The sequence below is a fragment of the Vibrio sp. R15-SG3-ISO1A genome (assembly GCF_059833955.1).
On record NZ_JCBDGH010000063.1, the window covers coordinates 23,264 to 36,705 of the forward strand.

Below are 13,442 nucleotides of genomic sequence, written 5' to 3' on the forward strand. Positions count from 1 at the left end.
GAGACGAAAATGGATGTTCGCTTTGCAATACCGGTTTTATCACTTATCGCCACCTCGTTATGTTCTGCAAGCGCCGCTGCTAATCCGAACGGTCGCCCTGGGCTCAGTGGCGAGATTTCGCTCAATGCGCTCTATCTCTCCTCCACCTCCAACTTCAACACGTCAGGTGATGAGGTCATCAACAGCATCGATCAAAGTGGCACCAGCGACAGCAGTGTGATCCCTGCGCCGCTTGGCAACCTTCGCTATACCTTTGGCTCAAAAGGCGACAAACAACTCTATGCCGGTACCTCGCGCGATGACATTGCCATCGGCACCCTCGCACTTGAGCTCGGCTATAAACAGCGTTTAGCGTATGGCACCACGGTGGATGTCTCCTATTTGCCAACGGTGATGTCTGGCGAAGTGTGGCAAGACCCGTATCTTGTCGGCGTAGCGCGCGCCACCACCGATGAAAAAGGCGACGCGTATCGACTCAAGCTGGGCAATATTCTCGGCACAGGCATCAACCTTGATAGCGCTTACGGCAAAAAAAAGGTCGATGACGAACGTTCAGGACTGACACAACTCACGCCAGACAATGCCTTAGCCCTGCGCCGTGACAGCGACAACTACTACCTCAAAGGCAGTGTGCGCGTGCCGTTCAGTCGCGCCGCCTTTGTGGTGCCTGCGATCATCTACACGCGCAGTGATGCCGAAGGGGCCGCCAACTCATTTCGCTCTTGGGGCGGAGAGATCTCCCTCTTTCAGCGTATTGCCCGTCATCAGCTAGTGCTCACCGCGGGCTATCGCAGCCGCGACTATGACGCCATTCACCCTCTGTATGGTCAAACTCGCAGTGAAGACAAACTCAGTGTGTTTGCCGCTTATGAGCTGCAACAGTTTCTCGGCTGGCCAAATTTATCCTTGGTCTCCTTCGCCGGGTACAATGAAACCGACGCCAACCTCGACTTTTTTGACGAAAAACAAGCGCTGTTCTCTTTGGGTTTAAGCTTTCAGTTCTAACCTGCCCCACAGGGCTTGCGGCGTTCGTTGGCCCTCAGCTTGGTGCATCACACCGCCTGCGCAGTCAACTGCTTGAGCAAGCGATCCATCGCGCGATAACCGAGCGCCTCGGCCAAATGAGGTCGCTCTATGTCCTTTGCGCCATCCAAATCGGCGATGGTGCGTGCCACTTTGATGATGCGGTGATAGGCACGAATCGACAGCCCCAATCGGTGCAGCGCCGTTTCCAAAAACTCTGCATCGGCTTTCTTGAGTGGGCAAAACGCCTCAATATCGCGACTGCCTAGCAGCGCGTTGACACACTCACTGCGCGCCAACATGGTCTCTCTTGCCTGCTCAACGCGCAGCCTGACCTGCTCGGTAGGCTCACCGCGATCGCCCCCTTCAGACAAGGTGCCTTTAGGCAATGCGGGGATCTCTATCGACATATCAAATCTATCCAGCAAAGGTCCAGACAAACGGCTCAAATAGCGCAAAATGGTCTGAGGATTAACGCGAGTTTGGTTGCCCTCATAGTAGCCGGTCGGACTCGGATTCAGCGCACCCACCAATTGAAAGCGAGCGGGAAAGCGCGTCTTACCTTGCGCTCTGGAGATAATGATCTCCCCGGATTCGAGTGGCTCGCGCAGTGAATCGAGCACTTTTCTCTCGAACTCGGGCATCTCGTCCAAGAAGAGTAAGCCATTGTGTGCAAGCGAAATTTCACCCGGTCTTGGCAAGCTCCCCCCGCCCACCAAGGCCGCCATAGAGCTGGAGTGATGCGGCGCGCGAAAGGGGCGCTGTTTCCAGTTGTGGGCGTTGATTTCTTGCTGAGTCAGCGAAGTGACGGAGGCGGTTTCCATCGCTTCGGCTTCGGTCATCTCTGGCAGTAAATCGCACAGACGCGACGCAAGCATGGTTTTACCCGTACCGGGCGGGCCCAAAAACAACAAGTTATGGTTGCCTGCTGCGGCAATTTCCAATGCGCGCTTGCCTTGTTGCTGACCAATAATGTCTTGCAAACAGCGGGTCGTGCGCAGCGGCTTGGTGGGCTCTGGCGCACTTTGAAACAGATTCAAGCTCTGTTGTCCGCACACATCCGCGCACACCTCTAACAAGCTGCTGGCCGACTTGTGCACCGCGGCGCCTACTAGCGCCGCTTGATCGCCGTTCTGCTTAGGCACCACCAAGCAGCGCTGGGCTCGGCTGGCAGCAAGCGCGGCGGGCAACACCCCTTTCACGCGGCGAATTTTGCCCGACAGAGCCAGTTCGCCGATGTACTCTTTATCGCTCATCGCCGAGAGTGGGATCTGGTCTGAGGCCGCCAATATCCCAAGCGCGATCGGCAAATCAAAGCGGCCGCCCTCTTTAGGCAGATCGGCAGGCGCGAGGTTGACGGTAATTCGCTTGGCAGGAAATTCAAACCGAGAGTTGATGATGGCGCTGCGCACTCTATCTCGTGACTCTTTGACGGTGGTTTCCGGCAGCCCCACTAGGGTAAACCCGGGCATCCCATTGCTGATATGGACTTCCACCGTCACCGGCGGAGCTTCGACCCCCACCGATGCGCGGCTATGAATCACGGCTAAACTCATGTGTACTCTCTGATTGAATTGACTAGGCGTGATGTTATATAGCGTGTAGAGAAGCAACGGGAATGTGAAAAAAGAATGACTTTTTGCTTGTCATGTAACGGAATTCTATGTTACCACTAGTGACGCAATCAATTTCGTACGAAATTAAGCCGACGCACGTAACCAAAACTGCACAAACAGCAGAACCAGTGAAATGCGCGATTGGTACGAATGGCGACACAACATCAAAGTAAATAATTAAATATGAATTTCAACGCCCGCTTCACTTCACTGCTAGCCCTGATTATCGTGGTCATTATTGATTCCGCGCGGGGGATGGTGGGCGAAAAATAACCACAGATTCTAAAAAACCCCCGCACTGAAAAGTCCGGGGGTTTTTTTCAACCTATGGGATGGCAGAATTTTAAGCGTTAGACAGTTCATCATTAAGAACTGCAGGAAGAATGGGAGCGCACATGACGTGCAAAGCAACACAACAAGACTGCCAAGCTACTCGCTGTCACAAGACACAAGGTCGCAGTCACAAGACACAAGGAGGCCTTTGATGACTGGTGCAGAGTTAGTCGTAGCCGCATTAAAACAGCAAGGCATCCAAACCGTCTTTGGGTACCCCGGCGGGGCCATCATGCCAATTTACGATGCCCTTTATGATGGCGGTGTTGAGCACATTTTGTGTCGACACGAGCAAGGCGCCGCAATGGCCGCCATTGGAATGGCACGAGCCACTCAAGAAGTGGCCGTCTGTATGGCAACCTCAGGACCGGGAGCCACCAACTTGGTCACTGGCCTTGCCGATGCCTTTATGGACTCCATTCCACTGGTGGCGATCACCGGACAGGTCGCCAGTTCACACATCGGCACCGACGCGTTCCAAGAGATGGATGTGATTGGCATGTCGCTGTCGTGTACCAAGCACAGCTACCTAGTGACCGACATCAACGAACTGGCACCGACCTTATCCGAGGCATTTGAAGTCGCTAAAACCGGCCGCCCGGGCCCTGTGATTGTCGATATTGCCAAAGATGTCCAACTGGCCAACGCGCCGGTTTCTGTTCTTTCTTCTTTCACTCCACCTGCCATGCCACGCGCCAGCGCTGATGAGATTGCCAAAGCACAAGATCTGCTGTCACACAGTGCCCGCCCCGTATTATACGTCGGTGGTGGTGTGCAACTTGGCCATGCCACGGGTGCCGTGCGCGAATTTTTGCGCCTCAACCCGATGCCATCGGTCAGCACACTTAAAGGCTTAGGGACAATTGAACGTCATGACCCACACTACTTAGGCATGCTTGGCATGCACGGCACCAAAGCCGCCAACTTGATTGTGCAAGAGTGTGATTTGTTGATTGCCGTCGGCGCCCGTTTTGATGACCGCGTGACCGGCAAACTCGATACCTTTGCGCCCAACGCCAAAGTGATTCATATCGATATCGACGCCGCCGAAATCCACAAGCTACGCCAAGCCAATGCGCCTGTTCGCAGTGAAATTGGCGTTGCGCTCTCTCAGCTCGAATTGTCTCAAGACATTACACCGTGGGTGAAACACAGCGAGAGCTTACGCAGTGGCTTTAAGTGGCGCTATGACCATCCAGGTTCATTGATTTACGCGCCGGGCTTATTGAAAACCTTGTCGGATATGATGCCTGACAGCAGCATCGTCTCGACCGATGTTGGCCAGCATCAAATGTGGGCGGCGCAACACATCCAGCCGCGCGAGCCGCAAAACTTCATCACCTCAGCCGGTCTTGGCACTATGGGCTTTGGCTTACCGGCAGCCATGGGCGCCGCCGTTGCCAGACCGGGCGATCAATCGATTCTGGTCACCGGTGATGGCTCATTTATGATGAACATTCAGGAACTGGGCACGTTAAAGCGTCGTCAGATCCCGGTGAAAATTGTGCTGCTCAACAACCAACGCCTCGGCATGGTGCGTCAATGGCAATCGCTGTTCTTTGATGGCCGCCACAGTGAAACCATTCTGGATGACAACCCTGATTTTGTTATGTTGGCGAAAGCGTTCGACATTCCGGGTAAAACCATCAGCCGCAAAGAAGAAGTCGGCCCTGCGCTAAAAGAGATGCTTGAAAGCGAGACGTCGTACTTACTGCATGTCCTTATCGATGAAGAAGAAAACGTGTGGCCGCTGGTTCCACCGGGCGCGTCCAACAACGATATGCTGGAGAACACTTAACATGGAAAGATACTTAATTGATATTAAAGCCGATGATAAACCGGTACTGCTTGAGCGCGTCCTTCGCGTGGTTCGTCATCGTGGCTTTGTCGTCAAACAGGTGGCCGGTACGCAAAACCACTCCAGCAAAATCGCCAGCGTAGAGATCATCGTCGACAGCGATCGCCCCATTTCATTTCTCACCAATCAGATTGAAAAACTGTGGGACGTGCGCAGTGTCGAAGTGACGCAAATTGCGAATGACGCATTGCCAAACAATAACCTACAACAACAAATTTGCGCATAAGGAAGGCAATCATGGCAACAAAAACCGCAGACTACATCTGGTTCAACGGCGAGATGGTCCCTTGGGCCGAGGCCAATGTGCACGTGCTGACCCATGCGATGCACTATGGCACCTCCGTGTTTGAAGGCGTGCGCTGCTACAACACGCCTAAAGGGCCGATTGTTTTCCGTCACCGCGAACACGCGCAGCGTCTCAAAGACTCCGCCAAAATTTACCGTTTCCCAATTCCTTACAGCATCGATGAGATCATGGAAGCGACCCGCGAAACCCTGCGCCAAAATAAGCTTGATAACGCTTATATCCGTCCGCTCGGTTTTGTCGGCAACGTCGGCTTGGGCGTTTGCCCGCCCGCGGATACCGAAATGGATCTCATCATCGCCGCCTTCCCTTGGGGCTCTTACCTAGGTGAAGAAGCACTAGAGAAAGGCGTTGATGCCATGATTTCCAGTTGGAATCGCGCCGCACCGAACACCATTCCAACCGCAGCAAAAGCGGGCGGTAACTACCTATCTTCCTTGCTGGTTGGCGGTGAAGCCCGTCGTCACGGCTACGATGAAGGGATCGCGTTGAGCGTTGATGGCTACCTGTCTGAAGGGGCCGGTGAGAACATTTTCGTCATCAAAAATGGCGTGATCACCACTCCACCCGCCACCAGTGCGATTTTGCCTGGCATTACCCGTGATTCGATCATGACGCTCGCGCGTGACATGGGTTATGAAGTCCGCGAAGCCAACATTGCGCGTGAAGCGCTCTACCTTGCCGATGAAGTCTTTATGACCGGCACCGCGGCGGAAGTCGTTCCCGTCGCAACCATTGATAAAATCGAAGTGGGCTGTGGCCGCCGAGGCCCTATCACTCAAGCCCTTCAAACGGCCTACTTTGGCCTATTCAACGGCACCACTGAAGATAAGTGGGGCTGGTTAGATTACGTTTACCCCGCAGACGCAGCAAAATAAGGAAGTATGCAAAATGCCTAAATACAGATCCGCCACCACCACTCATGGACGTAACATGGCCGGTGCTCGTGCACTTTGGCGCGCAACTGGGGTAAAAGATGAAGATTTCGGTAAACCGATCATCGCGGTAGTGAACTCGTTCACTCAGTTTGTTCCCGGTCACGTTCACCTCAAAGACATGGGCCAACTGGTAGCTCGCGAAATTGAGAAAGCAGGCGGTATTGCCAAAGAATTCAACACCATCGCGGTCGATGATGGCATTGCGATGGGTCACGGCGGCATGCTCTACTCGCTGCCTTCTCGTGAGCTGATCGCCGACTCGGTGGAGTACATGGTCAACGCCCACTGCGCGGATGCCATGGTGTGTATCTCCAACTGTGACAAAATCACACCGGGAATGCTGATGGCCTCAATGCGCCTCAATATTCCGGTGATTTTCGTCTCGGGCGGACCAATGGAAGCGGGCAAAACCAAGCTGTCTGATCAACTGATCAAGCTCGACTTGGTTGACGCGATGATCCAAGGCGCTGACCCTAAAGTCTCCGACGAGCAAAGTGAGCAGATTGAGCGCAGCGCCTGCCCAACCTGTGGTTCGTGCTCAGGCATGTTTACCGCCAACTCGATGAACTGTCTCACCGAAGCCCTCGGTCTTTCTCAGCCGGGTAACGGTTCGATGCTGGCTACACACGCCGATCGTGAGGCGCTGTTTATCAATGCCGGTAAGCGCATTGTCGAGCTGACTCGCCGCTACTACGAGCAAGAGGACGAATCTGCCCTGCCGCGCAACATTGCCACCTTTGACGCGTTTGAAAACGCCATGGCGCTCGACATCGCCATGGGCGGCTCCACCAACACCATTTTGCACCTGCTTGCGGCGGCGCAAGAGGGTGAAGTGGACTTTGATATGGAAGACATCGACCGTCTGTCACGCCAAGTGCCTCACCTATGTAAGGTGGCGCCGTCGACGCAAAAATACCACATGGAAGATGTCCACCGTGCGGGCGGCGTCATGGCGATTTTGGGTGAACTTGACCGCGCCGGCTTGCTGCACAATGATGCCCGCACCGTACTGGGCCTATCGATGAAAGAGCAGTTGGCGCAATACGACATCATGCAGACCGAAGACCCAGAGGTGTTGACCTTTTTCCGCGCAGGACCAGCCGGCATTCGCACTACCAAAGCCTTCTCTCAAGACTGCCGCTGGGATCGACTCGATGACGATCGCGTCTCTGGCTGTATTCGCGCCAAAGACAACGCCTTTAGCCAAGAAGGCGGCCTTGCGGTGCTAAAAGGCAACATCGCACTTGATGGTTGTATCGTTAAAACCGCTGGGGTGGACGAGAGCATTCTCAAGTTCACTGGCCCTGCGGTGGTCTTTGAAAGCCAAGAAGATGCCGTCGAAGGTATTCTCGGTGGCAAAGTCAAAGCGGGCGATGTGGTCGTCATCCGCTATGAAGGCCCGAAAGGCGGCCCGGGCATGCAAGAGATGCTCTACCCTACCACCTACTTGAAATCTATGGGGCTTGGTAAAGAGTGTGCTCTGCTTACCGATGGCCGCTTCTCTGGCGGTACTTCGGGTCTCTCTATCGGTCACGCCTCTCCAGAGGCGGCCAATGGCGGCGCGATTGGCCTGGTGAAACCGGGTGATTTGATTGCGATCGACATTCCAAACCGCACCATCTCGCTTGAGGTATCTGAGGAAGAGCTGGCAACTCGCCGCGCAGAGCAAGACAAGCTTGGCTGGAAACCGGTTTCTCGCGAGCGTGAGGTCTCTTTTGCTCTGAAAGCCTACGCCAGCATGGCCACCAGCGCAGACAAAGGCGCGGTGCGTGATAAGTCCAAACTCGAGGGCTAAACCATGACTGACACGGCCACTAGCGAGAAAAAAACGACCAAAAAGCCTCAGCCCTCTGGCGCCGATTATCTGCGCCAGATCCTGCGAGCCCCAGTGTATGAAGTGGCCACAGTAACGCCGCTGCAAGCGATGCCGCGCCTATCCGCGCGCATCCATAACCATGTGCAGCTCAAACGAGAGGATCGCCAGCCGGTCCACTCGTTCAAGCTTCGCGGCGCTTATACTATGGTCTCTAGCCTGACTCAGGCGCAAAAATCCGCCGGTGTGATTGCCGCCTCGGCGGGCAACCATGCCCAAGGGATGGCGCTTTCGGGCACCAAACTGGGCATTAAAACCATCATAGTGATGCCCAAAACCACACCGGACATCAAAGTCGAGGCCGTGCGCGGTTTTGGCGGCGAAGTGGTGCTGCACGGGAGTAATTTCGATGAAGCGAAAGCCCAAGCGGAGTTACTGGCCGCCGAACATGGCTATACCTTTGTGCCGCCTTTTGATCACCCATTGGTGATCGCAGGGCAAGGGACGATCGGGATGGAGATGTTGCAGCAAAATGGCCACCTCAACTACATCTTCGTTCCTGTCGGCGGTGGCGGTTTAGCGGCCGGTGTGGCGGTATTAGTGAAGCAGTTGATGCCGGAAGTCAAAGTGATCGCGGTGGAGCCGGAAGATTCGGCCTGCTTAAAAGCCGCGTTAGACGCCGGCGAGCCTGTGGTGCTTGACCAAGTCAGCATGTTTGCCGATGGCGTCGCGGTCAAACGCATTGGTGATGAGACCTTCCGTCTGTGCCAAAAGTACATTGATGGTCACATCAGTGTATCCAGTGATGAGATCTGCGCCGCAGTCAAAGACATTTTTGAAGACACGCGCGCCATTGCCGAGCCTTCTGGGGCACTGGCGTTGGCCGGTCTGAAAAAGTACGCGGAAAAGCATCAGCTGCGCGACCAAAACCTCGGCACTGTGCTCTCTGGCGCCAACACCAACTTCCACGGTTTGCGTTACGTCTCTGAGCGCTGTGAGCTGGGCGAAAAACGAGAAGGCTTGCTCGCGGTAACCATACCTGAGCGACAAGGCGCGTTTTTTGAGTTTTGCAACCTGATCGGCGGTCGTGCCGTGACCGAGTTTAACTACCGCTACAACGACGACACCTTGGCCAATATTTTTGTTGGTGTGCGTCTGCAAGGCGGCCAAGAGGAACTCGACCACATCATTGCCGATCTGCGCGAAGGGGGCTATCCGGTGGTGGATCTCTCCGACGACGAGATGGCCAAACTGCATGTGCGCTACATGATTGGCGGCAAGCCGTCGAAACCGCTCAAGGAGCGCCTCTACAGTTTTGAGTTTCCGGAATACCCAGGGGCGCTACTGAAGTTTTTGTCGACGCTCGGTACGCACTGGAACATCAGCTTGTTTAACTATCGCAATCATGGCGCCGATTACGGTCGCGTGCTATGTGGCTTTGAGTTAAGAGAAGACGATCTCTCCCGCTTTGGCGCGCACCTACGCGAGCTCGGCTATCAGTACAAAGACGAAACGGACAATCCGTCCTATCAGTTCTTCTTGTCCTGATCTCTCGATCATCAAAATCGATGGGAATGAATAGTGAGCCAGTCTTCGGACTGGCTTTGTTCTTACTGGTTTTTTTCTTCCATCCGCATCGCCCCTCAGCCCTCTCACCCGCTTGCTACTCTCCTTACCCATAGAGTAATGCGTGATGCGCATGAACATAATGCTAAAGTTTCATTTTAGTCATAGTGGTTTTGCGTCTACACTCAACACAGTTCTTACTATTGCTGCACCACTGTGGAGAGTTTTATGTTTAACGCACTGATCCTAAACCAAGAAGAAAAACGCACCATCGCATCGATTGAGCAAATTGACGAAAACCAACTGCCCGAAGGCGAGGTGTTGGTGGAGGTCGATTACTCATCATTGAACTACAAAGACGGTTTGGCGATCACGGGTAAAGGTAAAATCATCCGTCAGTTCCCTATGGTTCCCGGGATTGATTTAGCGGGCACCGTGGTGCGCTCTGACGACGCTCGTTACCAAGCGGGCGACCAGGTGGTATTGACCGGCTGGGGCGTGGGTGAAAACCATTGGGGCGGCATGGCGCAACGTGCGCGCCTAAAAGCCGATTGGTTGGTTCCACTGCCACAAGGGCTAGATAGCAAGAAGGCGATGATGGTGGGCACCGCAGGCTTTACCGCGATGCTGTGTGTCCAAGCGCTGCTTGATGCGGGCATCAAACCGGAACAAGGTGAGATTCTTGTCACTGGTGCCAGCGGCGGTGTGGGCTCAGTGGCGGTGACGCTGCTGGCTGAGCTCGGCTATAGCGTCGCTGCGGTCACAGGGCGTGTTGAACAAAATGGCCCACTTCTTGAAAAGCTCGGTGCGAAACGCATCATCGATCGCGCAGAATTTGAAGAGCCTGCGCGCCCACTTGAAAAACAAATTTGGGCCGGCGCGGTTGATACTGTGGGTAGCAAGGTACTGGCAAAAGTGCTCGCGCAGATGGATTACAACGCCACCGTGGCCGCCTGTGGCCTTGCGGGTGGTTTTGATCTGCCGACGACCGTGATGCCGTTTATCTTACGTAATGTGCGTCTGCAAGGCGTTGACTCAGTCTCTTGCCCAACCGACAAGCGTATTCAGGCGTGGGAAAGCCTCACCAAGCTGCTACCTGAAAGCTACTTCGCGCAAGCGTGTAACGAAATTACCCTTGAGCAAGCGCCGCAATTTTCCGAGCAGATCACCAACGGCCAAGTGACGGGTCGTGTGGTCATCAAACTGTAATTGCGCACATTTGACGAGACCTCTGCCATGCACTCGAGAGGGTGCATGGCATTAATCTAATCCCATATCTTCTATGCGCTTGGCGATGAGTCGTCCGCACTCTTCTTTGACAATCGCTCTTAGCCACTCTTGCGCCGGCGAATGCTCACAACGCGCATGCCAAATCATCGAGTAGTCAAACGACGTGAAGTGAAACGGCAAAGGTTTGATCACCAAGTCATAACGCTCCGCGACCAGATACGCCAAATCCGCCGGGACAGTAATGATCAGCGGCATGGTATCCACTATCGCTAGCGCAGCTTCTAAATGATACGCGCGCAGCACCATTTTTCGTTTGGGCAGATCCACCAGCGCTTGCTCTATCAAGGCGTTCACACCATCACTGATGGCAATCATCGCATTGGGGTAGTGCAGGTAGTCGTCGAGCCGCATCGTCTTCTCAGCCAATGGGTGCTGCTTAGACAGCAAACACAACACGCCCACTCTGCCGAGCACTTCACTGCGCAGCGGTTCAACGGGGCCTGTCGGTCGGCAAATGGCTAAATCTGCACCTTCATAAATCAGTTGATCGGCAAGTCGGTCATGCTGAAGCGGCTGAAAGTGAAACGACACATTCGGCGCTTCTTGATAAATCCGCGGCAGAGCGAACGGCAAGATGGTTTGCATCGCGTAGTCGGTGGTGGCAATGGTGAAGGTTTGATCGCAGCGTTGCGGGTCAAAATCGAGCGGCGAGAGCAGTTGCCGCAGTGATTCCAACGGCTCGCCGAGCGCGCGATCTATCTCCAACGCTTTTTCTGTCGGGATAAGCTGCTGACCTTGACGGGTAAACAAGGGATCGCCCAGCAAATCACGCAATCGCCCCAACACACGGCTCATGGCCGATTGACTCAAATTGAGCCGCTGCGCCGCTTTGCTCACGCTGCACTCTTCAATCAAGACTCGCAGTGCAACCAATAAATTGAGGTCGCGGCGATACACATCTTCTAGTTCCACAATGACCACTCTGGAGATAAGGTATTGTTAGTGTAACCGCTAAGAAAAAAAAATCCCGCCTTTCAGCGGGGAAGCCCAAGAAAACTGGGGGATAGTGTCGGAATGTATTTGGAGATGGGGTTAGGTCAACGCCACTAGGAAGGGAAGCGTTAACCTCTATGTTCGTCAGAGGCTTTTGAAAATCGGTGCATCTCTAACCATATCCCTGTCACGCAGGCCACCATACCGAGCAAAGGCATGAAGGAAGCGTCCGCCGGGGCGCGTAACACAAGCGCGCAAAATGAGATCAAGCAAAGCACCGAGTAAATGGTCAATCGATCCAATGCGGTCAACATAAGCGCTCCTTGCTGGTGTCAACTCAAGTCAGCATATCCCTGCCTTGAGCTTTAAATGTTACCAAGTTGTTAACTAAGTTAAAACAAAATGATCCATTTGCCAAGTGCTTATTGAAGTTTTTTTCACCGCCAGTATTATCAAGCGCCTAATTGACCTGACAAAGAGCGCCCGATGACTATCGATACCACCCAGGCAACCCACACCTTAGAGGCAGAAGGACTTCGCTGTCCGGAGCCCGTTATGATGGTCAGGAAGACAATTCGAAACATGGACGATGGCGATGTATTACTGGTCACAGCGGATGACCCCTCGACCACCCGCGACATCCCGAGTTTTTGTCGTTTTATGGATCACCAGTTGCTGGCTGCGCAGACCGACGCTGTGCCATATCAATACTTGATTAAGAAAGGGGTCGCCTAAGATCTCCCCAACAACAACGATCTCGCAAACAAAAACGGCAGCCCATCTGGCTGCCGTTGTTGATTTGATTCTCTCGACTTCGGGTCGCTATTCGTCGTACTCCAAGCTGCGCACTTCTGCTTGCAGTTTTTGCAACTGCTTTTGCATCGCCCGCATCTCTTCATGCATTGGGATGATGTGCGCGACTCGAATCCAGGCCTCCACCGTGAGACCGGTTAATATAAACGAGCCGGCAACAATAGGCAGCCACATATCGGTCAGCGGTAGTGCCAATAAGCAAAGCGCCAAACCAAAAGTGAACAGATAACTTTGACTTTTCGGTGTGATACCCATGTAACGTGTCAGCATGCATTTGCCCTCTCGCTATCATCGACAACACTACGTTAACACGCACGCACAGTGGCAAATCAAACCTAGATCACGACTCAGGGCAAATGTTGCCTGTGTGACGCCAGGCCATCATGGCCATAAGGCCGCGCCTAAAGCGAGCGCGACAAACAGCAGTGCGGTGACTTTACGAATCAAACCTAGCGGCATCTTGTCCGCAGAAAGCTTACCAATCACAACAACCGGCACGTTCGCCGCCAACATACCAATGGTGGTGCCTAAAATGACCCAAGTCAGCGCGTCAGCAAACTGGGCGCCAAGAATCGAGGTCGCAATTTGGGTTTTATCGCCAATCTCAGCAATAAAAAACGCAACAAAGCTCGCGACAAAAGGGCCGCGATTGGAAATGGATTCTTCATCATCGAGTTTATCGGGGATCAGCACCCAGCCAGCCATCGCCAAAAAGCTGGCAACAACGACCCACTTGAGTACCTCTGGCGAGAGGTAATCCGCAACAACCACACCGAGCCACGCCGCAAGGGCATGATTGGCGATGGTGGCAAAAAAGATCGCCGCTATAATCGGGATGGGTTTGCGATACCGACTGGCCAACAATAAAGACAATAATTGGGTTTTGTCGCCAATCTCAGCAAGGGCAACAGTAGTAATAGAAATGGCTAAAACGCTCACGACATGCTCATTGGGG

Annotated in this window: 13 protein-coding genes; 8 read left to right on the plus strand and 5 right to left on the minus strand. The window is 53.9% G+C overall.

Going from position 1 to position 13,442, the window contains the following annotated elements; all coding sequences use genetic code 11:
- The first annotated feature begins 9 nt into the window (after window positions 1–9).
- On the plus strand, window positions 10–1,005 hold the full coding sequence (locus AC6R0L_RS09565; RefSeq protein ID WP_500628976.1) for a DUF2860 domain-containing protein: 996 nt from the start codon (window positions 10–12) through the stop codon (window positions 1,003–1,005).
- Between the two features lie 47 nt (window positions 1,006–1,052).
- Here AC6R0L_RS09565 and AC6R0L_RS09570 read toward each other — a convergent pair whose 3' ends face one another.
- Window positions 1,053–2,579, minus strand: a complete 1,527-nt coding sequence (locus AC6R0L_RS09570) for a YifB family Mg chelatase-like AAA ATPase (protein WP_500628977.1) — start codon at window positions 2,577–2,579, stop codon at window positions 1,053–1,055.
- A 544-nt stretch (window positions 2,580–3,123) separates the two neighbouring features.
- On the opposite strand from AC6R0L_RS09570, the gene ilvG reads away from it, so the two are divergent.
- The 6 genes from ilvG to acuI all read left to right on the plus strand — a co-directional run bounded on the left by ilvG (window position 3,124) and on the right by acuI (window position 10,660).
- On the plus strand, window positions 3,124–4,770 hold the full coding sequence (ilvG, locus tag AC6R0L_RS09575) for an acetolactate synthase 2 catalytic subunit (RefSeq protein WP_500628978.1): 1,647 nt from the start codon (window positions 3,124–3,126) through the stop codon (window positions 4,768–4,770).
- 1 nt (window position 4,771) lies between these two features.
- Window positions 4,772–5,056, plus strand: a complete 285-nt coding sequence (gene ilvM / locus AC6R0L_RS09580; RefSeq protein WP_334555508.1) for an acetolactate synthase 2 small subunit — start codon at window positions 4,772–4,774, stop codon at window positions 5,054–5,056.
- A gap of 11 nt (window positions 5,057–5,067) precedes the next feature.
- Window positions 5,068–6,012: a branched-chain-amino-acid transaminase gene (gene ilvE, locus AC6R0L_RS09585; protein ID WP_500628979.1), complete on the plus strand. Its 945-nt coding sequence runs from the start codon at window positions 5,068–5,070 to the stop codon at window positions 6,010–6,012.
- A gap of 13 nt (window positions 6,013–6,025) precedes the next feature.
- Window positions 6,026–7,867: a dihydroxy-acid dehydratase gene (ilvD, locus tag AC6R0L_RS09590; protein ID WP_500628980.1), complete on the plus strand. Its 1,842-nt coding sequence runs from the start codon at window positions 6,026–6,028 to the stop codon at window positions 7,865–7,867.
- A 3-nt stretch (window positions 7,868–7,870) separates the two neighbouring features.
- On the plus strand, window positions 7,871–9,433 hold the full coding sequence (gene ilvA, locus AC6R0L_RS09595) for a threonine ammonia-lyase, biosynthetic (protein WP_500628981.1): 1,563 nt from the start codon (window positions 7,871–7,873) through the stop codon (window positions 9,431–9,433).
- A 246-nt stretch (window positions 9,434–9,679) separates the two neighbouring features.
- The gene (acuI, locus tag AC6R0L_RS09600; protein WP_500628982.1) at window positions 9,680–10,660 is read left to right on the plus strand and encodes an acrylyl-CoA reductase (NADPH); all 981 of its coding nucleotides are present in this window, start codon (window positions 9,680–9,682) and stop codon (window positions 10,658–10,660) included.
- A 51-nt stretch (window positions 10,661–10,711) separates the two neighbouring features.
- Here the strand turns inward: acuI and AC6R0L_RS09605 are convergent, their stop codons facing one another.
- Both AC6R0L_RS09605 and AC6R0L_RS09610 read right to left on the minus strand, forming a co-directional pair.
- Complete coding sequence (locus AC6R0L_RS09605; protein ID WP_500628983.1) at window positions 10,712–11,653, minus strand: LysR family transcriptional regulator; 942 nt, start codon at window positions 11,651–11,653, stop codon at window positions 10,712–10,714.
- A gap of 149 nt (window positions 11,654–11,802) precedes the next feature.
- Window positions 11,803–11,988 carry a hypothetical protein gene (locus tag AC6R0L_RS09610; RefSeq protein WP_334555514.1) on the minus strand — a complete coding sequence of 62 codons (186 nt, stop codon included), beginning with the start codon at window positions 11,986–11,988 and terminating at the stop codon, window positions 11,803–11,805.
- A gap of 172 nt (window positions 11,989–12,160) precedes the next feature.
- Here AC6R0L_RS09610 and tusA point away from each other — a divergent pair, with 172 nt between their 5' ends.
- Window positions 12,161–12,409 (plus strand): sulfurtransferase TusA, encoded by a 249-nt coding sequence (tusA, locus tag AC6R0L_RS09615; protein ID WP_334555515.1) that lies wholly within the window; start codon window positions 12,161–12,163, stop codon window positions 12,407–12,409.
- An 87-nt stretch (window positions 12,410–12,496) separates the two neighbouring features.
- Here tusA and AC6R0L_RS09620 read toward each other — a convergent pair whose 3' ends face one another.
- Together AC6R0L_RS09620 and AC6R0L_RS09625 are read right to left on the minus strand one after the other, a co-directional pair.
- Window positions 12,497–12,757, minus strand: coding sequence for a hypothetical protein (locus AC6R0L_RS09620; protein ID WP_334555516.1), 261 nt, complete (start codon window positions 12,755–12,757; stop codon window positions 12,497–12,499).
- 111 nt (window positions 12,758–12,868) lie between these two features.
- Complete coding sequence (locus AC6R0L_RS09625; protein ID WP_334555517.1) at window positions 12,869–13,426, minus strand: TMEM165/GDT1 family protein; 558 nt, start codon at window positions 13,424–13,426, stop codon at window positions 12,869–12,871.
- Window positions 13,427–13,442 lie beyond the last annotated feature (16 nt).